General features: G+C 60.7%; 15 protein-coding genes and 1 tRNA gene. 11 read left to right on the plus strand and 5 right to left on the minus strand.

From position 1 onward, the window contains the following. Nucleotides 1-19 precede the first annotated feature (19 nt). From EDF71_RS13320 to ptsJ, 9 genes are all read left to right on the plus strand, one after another. On the plus strand, nt 20-1786 hold the full coding sequence (locus EDF71_RS13320; RefSeq protein WP_243854296.1) for an aromatic amino acid ammonia-lyase: 1767 nt from the start codon (nt 20-22) through the stop codon (nt 1784-1786). A gap of 112 nt (nt 1787-1898) precedes the next feature. Next, nucleotides 1899-3038, plus strand: a complete 1140-nt coding sequence (locus EDF71_RS13325) for an MBL fold metallo-hydrolase (RefSeq protein ID WP_243854297.1) — start codon at nt 1899-1901, stop codon at nt 3036-3038. A 1010-nt stretch (nt 3039-4048) separates the two neighbouring features. After that, nucleotides 4049-4918: a pyridoxine/pyridoxal/pyridoxamine kinase gene (gene pdxK / locus EDF71_RS13330; protein ID WP_133857073.1), complete on the plus strand. Its 870-nt coding sequence runs from the start codon at nt 4049-4051 to the stop codon at nt 4916-4918. Then, nucleotides 4893-5126, plus strand: a complete 234-nt coding sequence (locus EDF71_RS13335; RefSeq protein ID WP_243854298.1) for a cytoplasmic protein — start codon at nt 4893-4895, stop codon at nt 5124-5126. Before pdxK ends, EDF71_RS13335 begins: the two co-directional genes overlap by 26 nt. A gap of 16 nt (nt 5127-5142) precedes the next feature. Then, nucleotides 5143-6372: an aspartate aminotransferase family protein gene (locus tag EDF71_RS13340; RefSeq protein WP_133857075.1), complete on the plus strand. Its 1230-nt coding sequence runs from the start codon at nt 5143-5145 to the stop codon at nt 6370-6372. Nucleotides 6373-6446: 74 nt separating this feature from the next. Beyond that, nucleotides 6447-6520: transfer RNA gene (locus tag EDF71_RS13345), tRNA-Cys, on the plus strand. Nucleotides 6521-6588: 68 nt separating this feature from the next. Next, complete coding sequence (locus tag EDF71_RS13350; RefSeq protein ID WP_133857076.1) at nt 6589-6822, plus strand: hypothetical protein; 234 nt, start codon at nt 6589-6591, stop codon at nt 6820-6822. Between the two features lie 174 nt (nt 6823-6996). Then, nucleotides 6997-9255 (plus strand): arginine/lysine/ornithine decarboxylase, encoded by a 2259-nt coding sequence (locus EDF71_RS13355; protein WP_133857077.1) that lies wholly within the window; start codon nt 6997-6999, stop codon nt 9253-9255. 81 nt (nt 9256-9336) lie between these two features. Continuing rightward, nucleotides 9337-10632, plus strand: a complete 1296-nt coding sequence (ptsJ, locus tag EDF71_RS13360; protein ID WP_133857078.1) for a transcriptional regulator PtsJ — start codon at nt 9337-9339, stop codon at nt 10630-10632. A gap of 28 nt (nt 10633-10660) precedes the next feature. Here the strand turns inward: ptsJ and EDF71_RS13365 are convergent, their stop codons facing one another. Both EDF71_RS13365 and EDF71_RS13370 read right to left on the minus strand, forming a co-directional pair. Then, nucleotides 10661-12043 carry a HipA domain-containing protein gene (locus EDF71_RS13365; protein ID WP_133857079.1) on the minus strand — a complete coding sequence of 461 codons (1383 nt, stop codon included), beginning with the start codon at nt 12041-12043 and terminating at the stop codon, nt 10661-10663. Nucleotides 12044-12124: 81 nt separating this feature from the next. Next, a complete protein-coding gene (locus EDF71_RS13370; RefSeq protein WP_133857080.1) occupies nt 12125-13009 on the minus strand; it encodes a LysR substrate-binding domain-containing protein in 885 nt (294 codons plus the stop codon). Nucleotides 13010-13085: 76 nt separating this feature from the next. On the opposite strand from EDF71_RS13370, the gene EDF71_RS13375 reads away from it, so the two are divergent. Next, on the plus strand, nt 13086-14045 hold the full coding sequence (locus EDF71_RS13375) for a DMT family transporter (RefSeq protein WP_279586288.1): 960 nt from the start codon (nt 13086-13088) through the stop codon (nt 14043-14045). A gap of 10 nt (nt 14046-14055) precedes the next feature. On the opposite strand, the gene EDF71_RS13380 is transcribed toward EDF71_RS13375, so the two are convergent. From EDF71_RS13380 to EDF71_RS13390, 3 genes are all read right to left on the minus strand, one after another. Continuing rightward, entirely contained in the window at nt 14056-14424 is a 369-nt protein-coding gene (locus EDF71_RS13380; RefSeq protein ID WP_133857081.1) for a hypothetical protein, read from the minus strand. 105 nt (nt 14425-14529) lie between these two features. Further along, nucleotides 14530-15420, minus strand: coding sequence for an EamA family transporter (locus EDF71_RS13385; protein ID WP_133857082.1), 891 nt, complete (start codon nt 15418-15420; stop codon nt 14530-14532). Between the two features lie 178 nt (nt 15421-15598). Beyond that, on the minus strand, nt 15599-16489 hold the full coding sequence (locus EDF71_RS13390; RefSeq protein WP_133857083.1) for a LysR family transcriptional regulator: 891 nt from the start codon (nt 16487-16489) through the stop codon (nt 15599-15601). Between the two features lie 166 nt (nt 16490-16655). Between EDF71_RS13390 and EDF71_RS13395 the strand changes: the two genes are divergently transcribed. Next, nucleotides 16656-17870 carry a serine hydrolase domain-containing protein gene (locus EDF71_RS13395; RefSeq protein ID WP_133857084.1) on the plus strand — a complete coding sequence of 405 codons (1215 nt, stop codon included), beginning with the start codon at nt 16656-16658 and terminating at the stop codon, nt 17868-17870. Nucleotides 17871-17976 lie beyond the last annotated feature (106 nt).

Below are 17976 nucleotides of genomic sequence, written 5' to 3' on the forward strand. Positions count from 1 at the left end.
TTGGAGACAGGAGCCACAGATGAAATACTTTATGAAACGTAGTCCTTCTGCAAGCAAGCTCAAGGAACTGGCTTTTACTGCGATGCTGTTGTTGGCGGGAGCGTTGGCCGCGTCCTCCAAGACGCTTGCCCATGATGCGATACCCAAAATCGTTGCAGATCGGGTGGCCCGCGCGTGTTCGCCGGTTAAGTTGGATGGCAAAACACTGTCTTTGGCTCAGGTAGAAGCGGTGGCCCGCCGTGGATGCGCTGTGCAGATTGACGGAGAAGCACTTCTCCGGGCCAAGCGGTCATTTGAACTCTTATTGGCCTATGCGAAGACAGATAAACCAGTCTACGGTTTGAATCGAGGGGTGGGGCTGAATAAGGATCAAGCCATTTTTCAAGGTGGGCAGATCTCGTCTGAGGTACGTTCACTGTCAGAGCAATTCAACCTCAATCTGTTGCGCTCGCACAGTGCAGCTTATGGTGAGGAGGCACCCTTGGATGTGGTACGTGCTGCGATGCTCATCCGCCTGAATACCGCTCTATTTGGTGGCACAGGTATGCAAACTGAGGTGCTGCGGCAGTATGAGGCGTTTCTGAATAAAGGGATCACTCCTGTTCTATTTGGGGAGGGGTCGGTGGGCGAAGCAGACATTACCATCCTGCCTCAGATTGGACTCGCGATGATGGGCGAGGGCGAAGTCCATTTCTCTGGGCAGCGTATGCTCGCAGCGGAGGCGCTCAATGCGGCAGGTTTGGATTCTGTTCGTCCGTTCGGTAAGGATGCTCTCTCTCTTGTCAGCTCAAACGCATACGGTGCAGCCTTGGCAGTACTGGCAGTGCAAGACATTCGAGTGTTACTCGACCAAGCCGACTCCGTGGCGGGTTTGTCGCTGGAGGGGCTGAATGGTAACTTGGCCCCCTTACTGGCCGTCACCCAGTCCCAGCGGCCATTCGATGGTCAGCGTGTTTCGGCAGGTCATATCGCGGAACTGCTGCGAGGCAGTGCATTGTGGGCGCCCGATCCGCAACGTGCACTTCAAGACCCATTAAGCTTTCGCACCATTGCACAGGTTCACGGCGCGGCGCGCGATATGCTGAACCTCCTGCAGGGTCAACTAACGTTGCAACTTAACAGCTCGGATGACAACCCCACTGTTGCGCTGGATGTCACGCCACTTGAGGACACTCAGCCCTACGAATTGCAGTACTACGTTACTGAAGGAGCTGTGCGAGGTGCAGTATTACCCAGTGCGGGCTTCGATCCCAGCGCCTGGGCGCTCCCATTGCAGGGTATGTCGGTCGCGCTGTCGCAAATTGCGCAATCGTCAGCCCAACGCACGCTGCGCTTGACAGATCCAGGTTTCACGAAGCTGCCGCGCTTTCTCAGCCCTGGCGGAGGGGCGATTGGCTACGGGCCAATCCAGAAGACGGTATCTTCACTGGCGGCGGATGTTAGGGCGCTGTCACAGCCGGTGATCTCGGATGTTCAGCCGCAGGCGGGCAATATCGAGGACGTCGGTACCAATGCTCCTTTTATTGGTCGTAGAGTTTCCAGTCAGATCAATAAGCTCACCACGTTGTTGGCGGTGGAGTTGATGCACGCAGCACAGGCGGTTGATCTGCGCCAAGCACAGCAGCCTTCACGAGTATTGGGCAACGGTACAAAGGCGCTGTGGCGAAAATTCCGCCACGCCGTCCCATATCTTGATCGAGACCGCCGTAATGATCTAGATATCGTCCAAGCAACGGCATTCCTGGCCAATGAGCGTGATTCGTCACGATCATCTGTGACCCCATAGGCGGAACGATTCAGCAAAACCACTCTGGATTGCTCGCACTCATTTCCCGTTGCATGTCCAGCGAACAACCAGCTACCCATATCAATCTGGTAAATATGGAAAACACGTCATCATGAACACTACAACATCTTTGATCCTGGTGCGTCTGCACAAGCATTGGCACGCTGCCGCGAGTGCATTGACGCTGATGGCTGTCTGCCTTTTCGCGCAAGCACAAGCTGCTGAAAAATTGCCTGTGTCATCCACAAAGTCATCAGCAAGTTTGGTACTACTTGGTGTGGCCGGCGGGCCGACCTGGTACGGCAAAGAATCGCCTCATGGCATTTCTTCCGCATTGATGGTGGATGGCAAAGCATACATTGTCGACTTGGGTTCTGGTGCATATCGTCAGATGCGCCGTGCGGGCATCAAGCCTGGCGATGAGGCGGCCGTGTTTTTCACCCATCTGCACACCGACCATGTGATCGACCTAGCCAGCATTCTCATGTATGACCCAAGTGCACGCCGCCGCGCCAAGGCACAGTTGGAGATCTTCGGACCTGGTCGTCGTGGCGTGCTACCGCCGCTGGCAGATGGTATGAATGGCGATGTAGTTGTGCACCCCGAGAACCCGAACGCTGGAACGGCCGACCTGGTCGATGCCATGCTCGGCGGCATGGCGTCAGATCTGAACATCCGGGTGCGTAGCGAGGGCGTCCCGGATGTGCGTCAGTTCTTCAAAGCACATGACATTGTCCTGCCTGCTGAACTGGAGGTAGACCCAAACACCAATCCGGCACCATCCATGGAGCCATTCAAGGTATGGGAAGACGCACGCGTTAAGGTCAGTGCCATTCTGGTTCCGCATGGCCTAGTATTTCCCAACTTTGCCTACCGCTTCGATACGGCACACGGATCGGTTGTGTTCTCTGGCGATACAGCGGCCAGCGACAATCTAGTGAAGCTAGCACGCGGTGCCGATGTTCTTGTACACGAAGCCATCGACCCAGCCTGGGTGAGCCACATTGTCGGCCCCAAGCCCTGGGATGCCCGTCAGCAGGCGCTCGGCAAGCAACTACTGGAAGCACATGCCACACCACGTGAAGTGGGCGAGATCGCCACGCGCGCTGGCGTACATAGCCTGGTACTTTCGCACCTGGTTCCGGGTGATGCGCCACGTGACCATTGGGAACAGGCGCGTGAAACCTTTAAGGGGCAGGTTGTCGTGGGGGAAGACCTAATGCGTCTCCCACTTATCCAGTCGCGTCACTAACGGTTCCATAAAAGGGCTGCATGCAGGCAGCCCTTTCACTTGCTGGCCTGCAGTTTGAACGTTGCAGGGTCGGAACCCGCAGGTTCAAGCGATAGATTCGGGTCGAAAGCACCTAGTCCAGAGATGAGGTTGTGGACTTACAGAATCCCCGGTGACAGTCTACTTGCGAGGGGCTGCTGCGGACCTGGAAACAGGCATTAGAGAAGATCCTGAATTTGCGTACTGAATGAGTGCTAGGACTCGGTGAGCGGCAGTTCGCCCAGCTGCAATCAGCGGCAGCAACCGCTGCGTAGCTGTCGTTCAGCTTCGCGAAGCGACCGACTGTAATGGGTCGGAAGTTGCCATCGCGACGTGCTCGGCCAGCTGGCCAGGTGCACAGGATCTACGCATGTGCGGTCGTCGTGCGATCGCAAAGTTCAAAACTCAGTGATCAGTGGACCTGTAATTCAACACTAAATGATTAGCGAGATCAAAACTTGCGCACTCACCTCACTGTAAGTCGTTGATCTATTAAGAGCGCCAGTTCAACACTCCGTGAGGATGGGCACTCTGTGCCCCAGGCTTGGAACTGGGGCGTTGCATCTGCCCAGCGCCGCATGGGCCAAGCCGCCTTCCGCTGCGGCCATCTGTACGCTCTGATGAGCCGCCGGTAGACCACGCTGGCGTCCACGCGATGCCAACCATTTCTAAGCGCTGACCCCGGCTACCCTGATGCTCCGCGCACAGCTTGCGCGCAGCCCACATACCGCTGCTGAGCACCCACAGCCGACCTCGGCAGCGGTCTCACACGCCATCCACGCAAAGCCTTGTCTCCACGTTCAGAAGTCGGATAATTTCGATTCGATGTTTTGTCCTAGGACAAAATAATATATGATCCAGACAATATTTTGAAAGATGACCGTGTGCATTCCCATCGTTCCCGCTGATCCTCCAGGCAGCCCTGTCGCCGGCCAGGCCGCAGCCGTTCCTATGCCGAGCTGGCAGTCAGCCGCAGCGGCAGGAGCGCGCCCATGAAGGCAGCGCCGCTGGTGTTGGATGTGCTGTCCGTCCAATCCCAAGTCGTCTACGGCTGCGTAGGTAACAACGTGGCGGTGCCGGAGCTGGGGGCTGGACAACTGCGCGTCGCATCGGTGCCGACGGTGATGTTCAGCAATACGCCGCATTACGCCTCCTGCCATGGCGGGGCCATCCCTACCGACTGGTTTGCCGGCTACCTGGATGATCTGGAGCAGCGCGGTGCGCTGGCGCATCTCCGCGCCGTTCTGGTGGGCTATCTCGGCAGCCCATCGCAGGCGGAGGTGCTGGGTACCTGGCTGCGCAAGCGCCTGGCTGCGTCGCCCGACCTCACCGTCGTGGTCGACCCGGTGCTGGGCGACCATGACCATGGCATCTATGTCGATGCCGGGCTGATTGACGCCTACCGCAGGCAGCTGCTACCGCTGGCGACGGGCGCTACGCCCAATAGCTTTGAGCTGGAGGTGTTGACCGGCCGCAGCGCTCCGACCATGGACGAGGTTGTGGAAGCTGCGCGGACGCTTCTCAAGGGCCGTATGCAATGGTGCGTGGTCACCAGTGCCGCGCCGCAAGCCTTGCAAGGGCAGATGCAGTTGGCCGTGGTCACGGCCAGCGCTGCGCATGCCATCTGCCACCCGGCGATAGCGATCAACGCCAAAGGCACGGGCGATCTTTTCAGCGCCGCATTGACGGCGAACCTGCTGCGCGGCATGCCCTTGCAACCAGCGGCTGAAGCCGCCTGCCGCCGTGTGTATGCCGTGCTACAGCACACGCAGCAATCGAACAGTGCCGAGCTGCTGCTTGGCCCCACGCCCACCATCCTGGAGAACGCTCTTGCCCATGCATCGACTCACCATCCGGCGTAATGGCCGGCTACTTGGCCACTTTGACTCCGACACCCCATGGGCCCAAGAAGCGGTCGGCGAAGTGGCGCAACAGCTGTCGCCCGCACAGGGCTTTGAACTGACCTACCAAGTGGCGCAAACCGAGCGCCGCATTGTAGAAAGCAGCCCGCAAGGCATGCGCGTGCTGAGCATCGAGCACCACTTTGTCAGCACCGATATTCCTCATTGAACCTGGAGAACGCGCCATGCCTTCCTCGCCAAGCCAACACCTGATGCCCACCTACGCCCGCGCGCCCGTTTCGTTCCAGAAAGGTGCGGGCGCCACCCTTTGGGACAGCGATGGGGTGGAGTACCTGGATGCCATCGCCGGCGTCGCCGTCACCAATCTGGGCCATTCCCATCCCGCTATTACGGAGGCGATCTGTGCGCAAGCGGGCGAGTTGCTCCATACCTCCAATATGTTTGGCATCGCCTGGCAGCAAAAGCTGGCCGACAAGCTTTGCCGCCAATCCGGCATGGAGAACGCCTTTTTCTGCAACTCCGGTGCGGAAGCGAATGAGACGGCGCTGAAGCTGTCGCGCCTGCATGCGCAGCATCGCGGCATTGCGCAGCCGCAGGTCCTGGTGATGGAGAACAGCTTCCACGGCCGCACGTTTGCGACCTTGGCCGCCACTGGCAACCCTGCCGTGCACCGTGGTTTTGAGCCTTTGTTTCCGGGCTTTGTCCGTGTGCCCTACAACGACATTGCCGCCGCGCAAGCCGCTGCCAAAGACCATCCCAACCTGGTGGCGGTGCTGGTCGAGCCGGTGCAAGGGGAGGGCGGCGTGCGCCGGGCATCGACGGAGTACTTCCAGGCGCTGCGCGCGCTGGCGACCGAGAACCACTGGCTGCTGATGGTGGATGAGGTGCAGACCGGCATGGGGCGCACCGGCGAATGGTTTGGCTACCAGCATGCCGGTATTCAGCCCGATGTGATCACCCTGGCCAAGGGCTTGGGTAACGGTGTTCCCATCGGCGCTTGTCTGGCACGGGGCCAGGCGGCAGAGCTCTTCGCGCCGGGCAACCATGGCTCCACCTTTGGCGGCAATCCCTTGGCCTGTCGCGTGGCCTGCACCGTGGTGGATGTGATGCTGGCGCAGGGCATTCCCGCCCGGGCTGCGCACTTGGGCAGGCTGTTGCTGCAGGGCTTGCAGCAGGCGCTGGCGCAGCAGCCCCAGGTGGTCGATGTGCGGGGACACGGGCTGATGGTGGGCATAGAGATGGATGCCCCTTGCACCCATCTGGTGGCGCGTGCCTTGCAGAAGGAGCGGCTGCTCATCACCGTCACCCGCGAGAGAACGATCCGGCTGCTGCCGCCGTTGATTTGCAGCGAGGACGAGATTGCAGAGATTGTGCGTCGCGTGGCGCGCCTGCTGAAGACCGATGCTTTGGAGCGCGAAGTCGCTGACTCTAATAAAGCATGCGCTGCACGCTAAGGACATTCTTCTGAACGCTTGGGTACTTTCAAACCTGGGCCAGTGCCTAGACTGAAAGTGGCCCAAACATCCATGGCGCGGTGTCAGAGTGGTTATGTCGCAGATTGCAAATCTGCTTAGGTTGGTTCGATTCCAGCCCGCGCCTCCATGGTTTTTGGCGGTTATTCACTGCGTTGTCCAACCAGGCTGTCTGGTGGCCGCTTTACGGAGAATTTGATGATTGAAGTCACCCTCTACCACGATGGATGCAGCATCTGCCAGGACATCGAATGGACCATGGCAGCAGCCTTTGCCACGGATCTGCACCGCTATGAAGCGGTCGACCTGTCGCAACAAAAGGACCGCTATGGGGAAGCCAAGGCTTTGGGCATTGAGCGATTGCCGTCTCTGGTGATTGATGGCCAGGTGCTGCGCTTGGAAGACCATTCGCCCATCGACCATTACCAATGATGGACTTCTCTCGTTAATGGCTGATGGGCTGCGCAGATTTTCGGAGGTGCCCCCGCACACCATTTACGCCATCGTATGTCCGCTGCTTGATGCAGGTTTCGGTTCGTTTTTCATGGTGCGCTGTCCTAGGGGATGGCGCGCCGCTCCAGTTCACCCTTCCAGCAGCAGACAAGCATGCAGTTCCACTTCCCCATCGTCATCATTGACGAAGATTTTCGCTCGGAAAACACCTCGGGCCTCGGCATCCGCGCACTGGCCGATGCCATCAAGGCGGAAGGCTTTGATGTGCTGGGCAGCACCAGCTACCACGACCTGAGCCAGTTTGCGCAGCAGCAAAGCCGTGCCAGTGCCTTCATCCTCTCGATCGACGATGAGGAGTTTGTCGCGGATGCCGAGTCTCCTGCGCTGGAGCGCATCCGCAGCTTTATCGCCGAGGTCAGGCGCCGCAATGCCGAGGTGCCGATCTACATCTATGGCGAGACCAAGACAGCGCGCCACATGCCCAACGACATCCTGCGCGAGCTGCATGGGGTGTTGCACATGTTTGAAGACACGCCCGAGTTTCTGGCGCGCCACCTGATACGCGAGGCCAAGAGCTATCTGCAAGGCATCCGCCCGCCCTTCCTCAACGCGCTGCTGGCGTATGCGGAAGAGGGCTCCTACTCCTGGCACTGCCCGGGTCATTCGGGCGGGGTGGCCTTTCTCAAGAGCCCGGTGGGGCAGGTGTTCCACCAGTTCTTTGGCGAGAACCTGCTCAGGGCCGACGTCTGCAACGCGGTAGAAGAGCTGGGGCAGCTGCTGGACCACAACGGCGCGATTGGTGCCAGCGAGCGCAATGCGGCGCGCATCTTCAATGCGGACCACTGCTTCTTTGTCACCAATGGCACCAGCACCAGCAACAAGATTGTCTGGCAGCACCTGGTCGCGCCTGGTGATGTGGTCCTGGTCGACCGCAACTGCCACAAGTCGATTCTGCACAGCATTGTGCTGACGGGGGCTGTGCCGGTGTTTCTGCGGCCCACCCGCAACCACCTGGGCATCATCGGGCCGATTCCGCGCGAGGAATTCAGCCGCAAGCGTATTGAGGAAAAGATGCGCCAGCATCCTCTGCTGCAAGACCGTGCGGAGCTGCCCCAGCCCAAGGTGCTGGTGCTGACCCAGTCCACCTACGACGGCATCATGTACGACACCGAGGTCATCAAGGCAGAACTGGATGGCTTTGTCGATGCGATCCACTTTGACGAAGCCTGGATACCGCATGCCGCTTTTCATCCGTTCTACGGCAGCTTCCACGCGATGGGGCGCAGCCGGCCGAGGCCGCGCGAGTCCATCGTGTTCTCAACGCAGTCCACCCACAAGCTGCTCGCAGGCCTGAGCCAGGCCAGCCACATCCTCGTGCAGGATTCGGCGAACCGGGCCTTGGACAGGCATCTGTTCAACGAGGCCTATTTGATGCACACGTCCACCTCGCCGCAGTACGCGATCATTGCCAGCTGCGATGTAGCAACCGCGATGATGGAGCCGCCTGGCGGCCGCACCTTGGTGGAGGAAAGCCTGGTCGAAGCGCTGGATTTTCGGCATGCGATGCGCCAAGTGGGCCACCAGTTCCATGCGGATGACTGGTGGTTCTCGGTCTGGGGACCGGAGCGGTTCGAGCAAGATGGCATCGGCAGTGCTGCCGACTGGGTCATCTCCGGCCAGGCGGAGCAGGGCGCCTGGCATGGCTTTGGGTCAATGGCGGATGGCTTCAACATGCTGGACCCGATCAAGGCGACCATTGTGACCCCCGGCCTGGGCATGGATGGCGAGTTTGCCGCTGAAGGCATCCCCGCGCCTATCGTCAGCAAGTTCCTGGCGGAGCACGGCGTCATCATCGAGAAGACGGGCCTCTACAGCTTCTTCATCATGTTCACGATTGGCATCACCAAGGGACGTTGGAACTCGCTGGTCACCGCGCTCCAGCAGTTCAAGGACGACTACCAGCGCGATGTGCCGCTGTGGCGCATCCTGCCTGACTTTTGCCGCAAATACCCCCGTTACGAAAAAATGGGGCTGCGCAGCCTGTGCCAGCATGTCCACGCGCTCTATGCCAAGCATGACATTGCCCGCCTGACGACCGAGATGTACCTGCGCGATGCCGTGCCGGCGATGAAACCCAGCGAGGCCTATGCGCATATCGCCCATCGCAAGACCGAGCGCGTCGGTATCGATGACCTGGAAGGCCGTATCACCACCGGCCTCATCACACCTTACCCGCCGGGCATACCGTTGCTGATTCCTGGCGAGGTCTTCAACAAGGCCATCGTGGATTACCTGAAGTTCTCCAGAGAGCTCAACCGCATCTGCCCCGGCTTTGGCACGGACATCCATGGCCTGGTGGAGATCAGCGACGAGCAGGGCGTGGCGCGCTACTACGTGGACTGCATCGCTTGACGGAGGGTGATTTTTGACCAGAGGCCTGCGCTGTGCCAGTTAATATTGTCTACAGCTGACGTATTTTTGTCGTAGGACAATATGAAAATCACTGGAAAAACAATATTCGAGATCTCCGACTGCATCCGCAGCCTGGTGCGGGATGGGGACTTGGCGCCTGGCGACAGCCTGCCGCCGGTGCGTGACCTGGCCGAGGCGCTGGACGTGAATCGCAACACCGTGGCTGCCGCCTACCAGCGGCTGGTGCAGGCCGGGTTTGCGGTGGCCCAAGGCCGGCTGGGCACCAGCATTGCCTACCCGCCCACTACGGGCGAGCAGGAGGGCACCAGCCTGGAAACGCCCTTGGTCAATCTCGCCAGCGGCAATCCCAGCGCGCGCTGGCTGCCCAATCCGGTCGAGCTGTTGGCAAGCAATCCACCAGGCGCCTTTCTCTATGGCGAGCAGACGATTCTGCCCAGCCTGATGGAGCTGGCCGAAGAATGGGTCAAGGCTGACTGCCCCGCCCAGCACAGCATCGAGCTGACCCATGGCGCCGTTGATGCGATTGAGCGCCTGGCAGCGGCGCAGCTGGTGCCGGGCGACAAGGTGGCGGTGGAAGACCCCTGCTTTTTGGGCAGCATCAGCGCACTGCGCCTGGCCGGCATGAAGACCGTTGGCATGGCCGTTGATGAATCCGGCGTGCTGCCCGAGGCACTGGAGGCCGCCATTGCCAGCGGCGCCCGCGCCGTGCTGCTGACGCCACGCGCCCACAATCCCACCGGTTGCAGCTTGAGCAAGCGCCGCGCGGACGCCTTGAAGGCCATCCTGGCGGCGCACCCGGGGGTGATGGTCATCGCCGATGACCACTTTGCGCTGCTGGCGGAGACGCCGTATTACTCGGTCATCCCCGCCTCCACCCAGCGCTGGGCGCTGGTGCGCTCGGTGTCCAAAGGCCTGGGGCCAGATCTGCGCGTGGCCGTGGTCGCCTGTGACCCGGAGACGGGCGACCGTATGCGGACCCGCCTGGCACCGGGCATGACCTGGGTCAGCCATTTGCTGCAGGCCATTGTGGTGGCCGCACTGCGCTCGCCAGCGGTGCGCCAGTTGCTGGGCGATGCGCGGGACGACTATGCGCGCCGCCGGTCCTTTCTGCGCACGGCCTTGCGGGCCGTGGGTATCGATACGCCGGCCCCCGCTGGCGGCTTCAACCTCTGGATTCCGCTCCCCGACGATGCCAAGGACATTGCCTATGAACTGGCCAAGCGTGGCTGGCTGGTGCGCATCGGCAATGCCTTTGAGATCCAGGATGCCTCCCAGGCCCTGCGTATCACTGTGTCCGATCTGGAGGATGAAGTCGCGCTGCGCTTTGCCCAGGATTTAAAGGCCTGTCTGGCTTGATAGGGCTTGCCCGGGGCTTTGGCGGTAGTCAGCGGCGAGCCGCTGCTGTCGCCTGGCACAGTGGCGCAGCAAACGCCCGCGCTACCGCGCGGTTGCGTACCGCCAGCTCGCGCATGGCGGCGGAGATGGGCGCGGCGAACTCGGCTTGGCTCGCTGCTTCCCAAAACGCATCGGCCGCCGCTGCAGCCAGGCTCCAGACCCGGGGCACGGCGCCAATGGTGCTGACCTTGGGCTCGATGGGGAGCAACTCCGGATCCAGCCCGCCGCCGATCGAGGCATAGCGCATCGGCAGAATGTCATAGGCGGGGGCGATGCCCAGGTACTCGCCATCATCGCCAATCAGCAGCGATATGTTCTCAAAATGCCGGTCGGTGTTGCCAATCAGCTCGCTGAAGGCGGCCATCACGCCGACATGCTCGGCATGCTGCTGGCTGAAATAATCCGCATGCACGCAACGCGCCGCAAACTCCGGCCAGGTATCGCGGGCGCCAAAGAACTCGTCATCGACGGCACCGGCCGAGAGCATGCCCAGCCGCCCTTGCTGGCCGACACGGTCAAAGCGCTGAACCTCCAGAAACACAAACTCGCCCCGGGCCAGTAGTTGGGTCTTGGCCGCAGGCAGGCCTATGTTGGCAAGCGATGCCAGCGCCAGGTGCTCCAGCGGCAGCAGCTCGGCCATGCGGCTGCCCAGGCGCGCAAACTTGACGATCACCGAACCCGAATCCTCAGCCACCCAGAGAAACTTGGGCTGCTCGCCACCGGCGCTCGATCCATAGGATTCATTCTTCAGCTGCTGTGCAAGCTGCACATACACGTCCAGCTTGTCTTGGGAGGGCGGCCGGGGCTGCTGCAGCAGGTCCATCTCGCGCTGCAAAGGCAGGTCGCCAAAGATCAGGTTGCCCGGCAGGTTCAGCCCTTGGGTGAACAAAAAGGCAATGCGGTGGTCATCGCTCCAATCCTTGAGGCTGGCAGGGAAGGGCTGGTTGCGCGCCGCCGTCTGGGCCTGTTGGCGCCCTAAAAATCCCGAGGGCGCCGCAAACAACATATAGGGCGGCAGGCCATCGTAGAGGCGGATGGCGCCCGCATCCTGGCGCTCCAAGGTGCTGCCACCCACGAGAAACTCCAAATCCGCATAGGGAACGATATGGCCGCTGGAGAGAAAGCGGTACACCCGCTGGCGCGGGTTGAGCCCCAGCGGCAGCTTGCGCAAGAGCGCATATTGCGGCGCGCGCTGGCCCGGTTCGCGAAACATCGTGACCGTGGCGGATAGTTCGCGAATAGTTCGGGACAGCGTTGGCTGGCTGATGCCCAGCGACTCCAACAGCTGCTGGCCAGAGCGCGGCCCACCCGCAAGCGCACGCTCTACGGCTTGGTGGAGATCGCTGATGGCGGGACGTGGAGCGCTTGGCATTGGGCGTGGCTGAATAGTTCAAGAATTCTATATGAATCCTTTATTCTCTGCTGTGGGGTGGCGGCCTTCATCCGCTGCGCGCTAGCCCGCGACCGCCCCTTGTCCCAAACGCAAGGTATTCACCAGCAAGTTGTACAAGCTGTCGACCGCCTTGGAGCGCCGCGATTCCTTGCTCCGGTACACGGCGACCTCCATCGGTGCCAAAGGGCCCAGGCCATGCTTGCTGCCCAGCACCTGCAGATGGGGCGGGGCGCTGCATTGGGTCAAGGCGGCAACGGCCAAGCCGCTTTCAACGGCAGCAATCTGCCCTGCCAAGCTGGAGCTGTTGTAGACCACGCGGTGCTGGCGCCCTTGCTGGGCCAGCGCGTGCAGGGCGCCGCGCCGGGCCAGGCTGGCCTCTTCGTACACCGCAATCGGCAGCGGATCGCGCCGCCACAGCTCGAAATGCTCTGACCCCACCCAGACCATGGGTTCATGGAACAGCAGGCTGCCGCGCCTGGCGTGGTCGCGCGAGATAAGCGCCAGATCTAGCTCGCCTGCCGCCACGCGGGGAATCAGCGCGGTCGATTGCTCGCAGCTGAGGATGATCTCCACGCCGCTATGGCGGGACGCAAAGCGCCTGAGCACGGGGGTGAGGTACTTCGCGGCATAGTCGTCGGGAACACCCAGGCGCACACTGCCTTTGAGCTCCTCGCCCTGCAGCGCAAACTGCGCTTCGCTGTGCAGATCCAAAATGCGCCGCGCATAGCTGAGCAGGCGTTGGCCCTCCGGCGTGATCTGCTGGCTGCGGCTGTCGCGCTCCAGCAGGCGGTGGCCGACGGCCGCTTCCAGCTTTTTGAGCTGCATGCTCACGGCGGACTGGGAGCGGTGCACCTCGCCCGCCGCGCCGGACAGCGATCCGGTATCGACCACCGCGACAAAGCACTTGAGCCAATCCATCTGAAGGTCTTGCGAGGTTGCAGGCATAGGTTTCGAAATTCGAATAGCTGATGCAAGAATTATGCGCTTTTCGATGGATGGCCTGCGCTGCACACTGGCAGCCATGAGCCGATACCCAGACCCAGCGCAGATGGCCGCTGCAAGCATTGACCAATCCGCACAAGCTGCATCCCGTACCCCTGGCGACGCCTTTGGGGGTGTGCTGCCCTTTGTGCTGGGCAGTGCGCTGCTGGGCAGCATTGGCATTTTTGTGCACATGGCCCAGGCCGGGGCCTTGACGGCGACCTGGTTCCGCTGCGCCTTTGGGCTGCTGGGGCTGACGGCCTGGCTGCTGTGGCGCAGGCAACTGCGCTTTCTTCGGTTGGAACGCAGCACAGCGGTTTGGGTGTTGCTGGCCAGCGTCTTGATGGTCCTGGGCTGGGTGCTGTTCTTTGCCGCCATGGAGCGCATCTCTGCCGGGGTGGCCGTGGTGCTGTTCCATATGCAGCCCATGTGGGTGCTGGTGCTGGGCGCCCTGTGCCTGGGCGAGCAGCCAGGCCGCAAAAGGGTAATTGCCGTGGTAGTGGCCATGCTGGGCTTGGTGCTGGCCACAGGCATCCTGGAGCAAGCCGCGTCGCCGCAGGGCACGCAAACGCAGTACTGGCTGGGCGTGGGCATGTGTTTGCTGGGCGCATTTTTGACAGCCGCCGTCACCGTCATTGCAAGGCGCCTGCGCGCCATGCCTGCCGGCGTGCTGGCCTGGTGGCAATGCGCGGTCGGCAGCGCCGTGCTGTGGATGGCACCTGCCACACAAGGCTGGCCGGCCTGGGGCGCCGCCTGGGGTTGGTTGGCGGCCTTGGGCTTGGTGCATACCGCTACTGCTTATGCGCTGATCTACACCGGCATGGCCAGGCTGCCCACAGGGCGCATCGCGGTGCTGCAGTTTGTCTACCCTGCGATCGCCATCCTGGTGGACTGGCAGTACTTTGGGCACCGGCTGGGGGCGCTGCAGATGGTGGGGGTGCTGGTGATGGGGGCGGCTATCTGGTATGCGGAGCGCCGGGCATCTGGCAAAACAGCCTGATCATTTGGGCCTAGCGCCGATTGTTTAGCCACACGAAGACGGCGAAACCGAGCCAAGTCAAGACCAAAGGAATCAGTGACCAGATGAGCGCGTTTGACTTGCTGAAGATCGCATAAAGCGCTGCACCCAGCAAAGCGCTCAGCAGAACATGGAGCTGAGGCCGATTGCGCGCCAGCTTGGCCACAACACAGCCGGCGAGTACGGGCGGAAGCAGCAGGAACAACACGACCAGAAAAACCGGCGAAAATCCGTAGAAGGGGGTATGGGGTAATAAGGCGGTTAGCAGCGCAAACGTGATCTTTTGCAGTACGAGTGCGATGGCGCCATAGCTCAGGGCAAAAGCGATTAGGATCGCTTTCAGGTCAATGTTGAAGAGCATGGATATTTCCCCGTCCGTAGCCGATGGGATAGCGAGCCGATGGCCGAGTAAGTGCCATGAACTTGTATCGCTCCTTGGGCGCATTGAGCATCTTTAAGCCAAGCTTTAATGCCGCTCCAAGATGAGGGCGACTGTGGAAAGAACTAGAACCAAGATGATGATGGTTTTTTGCTTTAGATATTTTTCCCCAATAAAGATGGCGGAAAGTATAAACCCTAAGACCAAGCTCATACGTCTGAATACTGATAAGTAGGTGACATTGGAGTCAGCTTGTACAATGGCCAAAAAATAAACATACTCGGCAACCACCCATGATATGCCAACCAAAGGTATGTAAAGGCTCCAAGTAGTATTTGTTTTAATTTTCAAATGCTTCTTGTAAAAGTAGAAAATCACAAGCGCTATTAGAAATCGTTGAATGGCAGAGTTGATTTGGATGCTTGCCGCGGTGAGGCCGATACTCTGAACCAAGTATTTGTCATAGACGGTGGTAGCCGCTGAAAAAATGGTAGCCGCCAGCATCATCATGACGGGCTTGCTCTTGAGCGCATCAATACCTTCTTTTTTTCCTATTTGAGACAGGGCATAGTAGGCAGCTATGGATGCAAATATAAGAAAAAACTGCGTTACAGTTAAATATTCGCCAAATATCAGAACGCCACCAGCCATCGTCCACAGCGGTCCGGATGCTCTTACCGCACCGGAAAATGACATGGGGAGTGCTTTGACGGCGTAATAGGCCAAGATCCACGACAGGGTCATGGCCATGCTTTTTACAGCTATAAGCAGTTGGTGTTCATACCCCAGGTTTAAGAGATCAACCGGCGAGAGGGTGTTGCCCGCACCCAGGGTCAACACCAAACCCCACGCTGCCATGCCAAAGAATGATGAGAAAAAGACAATCGAGATAACATCGTTGCCATCCATCGACTTCTTGGTCCAGAAATCATAGAGGCCTAAAATCAACCCGGCGGTAATTCCAAATACTATCCACATTTTTATGATTTATTTATTAGATATCGACGAGAAATTGAGCTTTTAATTATATGGATGTTTTTCGTTTGGATGCAAGATTTCAATTGCATGTGTTGTTGTTGAGAATACTTATAAATCTTCTGAATATATTTTTATACGCAGCAAAAGCCACAGCTAGTGGGCGAGACCCTAAACCCCCTCAAGCCACCACAAACATCCGCGCGCAAAGATAGTCCACCAGCGCTCTGACCTTGGGCGCCGCATGCCGGCCCGCAGGCCACAGAATGTGGAACACCCCGGTGCGCTCCGCCAGCCCCGGCATGACCTGCACCAGCCTGCCATCGGCCAGCGCATCGCCAATGGCAAAGTCCGGCAGGCAGGCAATGCCGCGTCCCTGCAGGGCAAAGCAGGCGCGGGTTTCGATGTTGTTGCAGACCATGGACACCGGCAGGTTGACGGGCTCGCCGTCATCCGCTGGCGGCAGCGGCCAGGCCTCCAGCTTGCCGCTGTAGGGCCAGCGGAAATGCATGCAGCGGTGGGAGGGCAGGTCTTGCACCTTCTGGGGGGTGCCGTGCGCGGCCAGGTAAGCGGGCGATGCCACCAGCAGCATCTTGAAATGGCCAAGCTTGCGCGCCACCAGGCGCGAATCGGCAGGTTCGCCGGTGCGCACCACGGCATCAAAGCCTTCTTCCACCACGTCCACCAGGCGGTCAGAAAAATCCAGGTCCAGCTGGATATCGGGATAGTCGCGCATGAAGTCGGCCAGCACCGGCAGCACCAAGGTGCTCACCAAGGGCAGGCTCACCCGCAGGCGCCCCCGGGGTACCGATGAGGCCTGCGACAGCTCGGTCTGCGCCGCCTCGATCTCCGCCAGGATGCGCCGGCTGCGTTCCAGCAGCAGCAGGCCTTCAGCGGTCGGCGTGATGCTGCGGGTGCTGCGGTGGAAAAGGCGCACGCCCAGCTTCTCTTCCAGCCGCGCCACGCTTTTGCCCACGGCTGATGAAGAAATGCCCAGCAGCCGGCCCGCCGCCGTAAAGCTGCGGGTCTCTGCGACCTGCACAAACACCGTAAATGCGTTGAGGCTATCCATGCGTTGTCACCTGCGTTGCTGGGCCTGGCTTGTTGCTGTTGATTGCGGACATTGCAGTCCTGAAAGTGTGGAACTCTATCCTAGTTTTTCTTGTATCGCCGGCTGCCTAAGCTGATGCCTGTGTTCCAACCAAGGTAGCGATGCAATGGATTTTTCAGTTTCAGACATGCACCATAGTGAGGTGCAGCAGGGCGCTTATGGCAGGGCAGCGCCGTTGGCGCATGTCGCCCAGGTGTTGAATGCGGCCCTGGCCGAGCAGCGCCTGGTGGGGGCGGTGGTGCTTGTCTACCAGCACGGCCAGCCACTGTGCCGCATGGCTGCGGGCTGGGCGGACCGCGAGGCCCGCACTGCAATGGCCGAGAACACGGTGTTTCGCTGGGCCTCCGTCAGCAAGCCGGTCGTCAGCGCTGCGGTGATGCGGCTGGTCGCCGATGGGCGCCTGGCCTTGGACGAGCCGGTCACCACCTGGCTACCGAGCTTCCGCCCCCGTTTGCCCGATGGGCGCGAGGCGCGCATCAGCCTGCGCCAGTTGCTGAGCCACACTGCCGGCCTGGGCTACCGCTTTTTTGAGGCGGACGGGCAGGGGCCCTATGCCCAAGCGGGGGTATCCGACGGCATGGATGCCAGCGGTATCGATCTGCAGGAGAACCTGCGCCGCATTGCCAAGGTGCCGTTGCTGTACGAGCCAGGCACCGGCTGGGGCTACTCCTTGGCGGTGGATGTGCTCGGCGCGCTGGTCGAAGCGGTATGCAACACCCGCTTGCCACAGGCGGTAGAAGCCCTGGTGACTCAGCCCTTGGGCATGGCCGACGCTGGCTTTGTCTGCCGGGATGCAGCGCGCCTAGCAACGCCCTATGTCAATGGCGGCCCGGTGCCCCATCGCCTGCAGGAGGGCGAGATGGTGGCCCCGTTCGACGGCACGGTGGGCATCATCTACAGCCCGTCCCGCGCCTTGGATCCGAGCGCCTTTCCTTCTGGTGGCGCAGGCATGGTCGGCACGGCCGATGATCTGCTGCGCCTGCTGGAAGCGCTGCGCAGCGGCCAAGATGGCTGGCTGCCCGAGCAGCTGATCGCCGAGATGGCACGCGACCAAACCCAGGGGCAGGAACTGGCCGCCGGCCCAGGACTGGGCTTTGGTTTAGGCTTTTCGGTGCTGCGCGATCCGGCGTTGGCGCAGTCACCGGAGTCGCCAGGCACCTGGCGCTGGGGCGGCGCTTATGGCCATGCCTGGTGGGTGGACCGGCCCCGGGGGCTGACGGTGGTGGCGCTGACGAATACCTTGTATGAGGGGATGTCGGGGCGGTTTGTGACGGAGTTGCGGGATGCGGTGTATAGAGGAATAGAGGGCAACCGCAACCAGCGCGCTCGGCCAGGTCGCTGAACCTGGCGCGTATTGGCCCCGGGCCGGCGCAGACTTTAAAAAGGCAGGTGGTGGCAAGGCCGCGCAGCTAGCAGACCGCTGGCAAGGCCGACCTCAGCAATAGCAG

This window comes from Comamonas sp. JUb58 (assembly GCF_004364775.1).
Classification (GTDB): Bacteria; Pseudomonadota; Gammaproteobacteria; order Burkholderiales; family Burkholderiaceae_C; genus Comamonas.

What these genes read in the sequence shown, in the direction of transcription:
- EDF71_RS13320 (WP_243854296.1), top strand. Translation starts at nt 20, where the DNA reads ATGAAATACTTTATGAAACGTAGTCCTTCTGCAAGCAAGCTCAAGGAA.
- EDF71_RS13325 (WP_243854297.1), top strand. Translation starts at nt 1,899, where the DNA reads ATGAACACTACAACATCTTTGATCCTGGTGCGTCTGCACAAGCATTGG.
- pdxK (WP_133857073.1), top strand. Translation starts at nt 4,049, where the DNA reads ATGAAGGCAGCGCCGCTGGTGTTGGATGTGCTGTCCGTCCAATCCCAA.
- EDF71_RS13335 (WP_243854298.1), top strand. Translation starts at nt 4,893, where the DNA reads ATGCATCGACTCACCATCCGGCGTAATGGCCGGCTACTTGGCCACTTT.
- EDF71_RS13340 (WP_133857075.1), top strand. Translation starts at nt 5,143, where the DNA reads ATGCCTTCCTCGCCAAGCCAACACCTGATGCCCACCTACGCCCGCGCG.
- EDF71_RS13350 (WP_133857076.1), top strand. Translation starts at nt 6,589, where the DNA reads ATGATTGAAGTCACCCTCTACCACGATGGATGCAGCATCTGCCAGGAC.
- EDF71_RS13355 (WP_133857077.1), top strand. Translation starts at nt 6,997, where the DNA reads ATGCAGTTCCACTTCCCCATCGTCATCATTGACGAAGATTTTCGCTCG.
- ptsJ (WP_133857078.1), top strand. Translation starts at nt 9,337, where the DNA reads ATGAAAATCACTGGAAAAACAATATTCGAGATCTCCGACTGCATCCGC.
- EDF71_RS13365 (WP_133857079.1), bottom strand. Translation starts at nt 12,043, where the DNA reads ATGCCAAGCGCTCCACGTCCCGCCATCAGCGATCTCCACCAAGCCGTA.
- EDF71_RS13370 (WP_133857080.1), bottom strand. Translation starts at nt 13,009, where the DNA reads ATGCCTGCAACCTCGCAAGACCTTCAGATGGATTGGCTCAAGTGCTTT.
- EDF71_RS13375 (WP_279586288.1), top strand. Translation starts at nt 13,086, where the DNA reads ATGAGCCGATACCCAGACCCAGCGCAGATGGCCGCTGCAAGCATTGAC.
- EDF71_RS13380 (WP_133857081.1), bottom strand. Translation starts at nt 14,424, where the DNA reads ATGCTCTTCAACATTGACCTGAAAGCGATCCTAATCGCTTTTGCCCTG.
- EDF71_RS13385 (WP_133857082.1), bottom strand. Translation starts at nt 15,420, where the DNA reads ATGTGGATAGTATTTGGAATTACCGCCGGGTTGATTTTAGGCCTCTAT.
- EDF71_RS13390 (WP_133857083.1), bottom strand. Translation starts at nt 16,489, where the DNA reads ATGGATAGCCTCAACGCATTTACGGTGTTTGTGCAGGTCGCAGAGACC.
- EDF71_RS13395 (WP_133857084.1), top strand. Translation starts at nt 16,656, where the DNA reads ATGCACCATAGTGAGGTGCAGCAGGGCGCTTATGGCAGGGCAGCGCCG.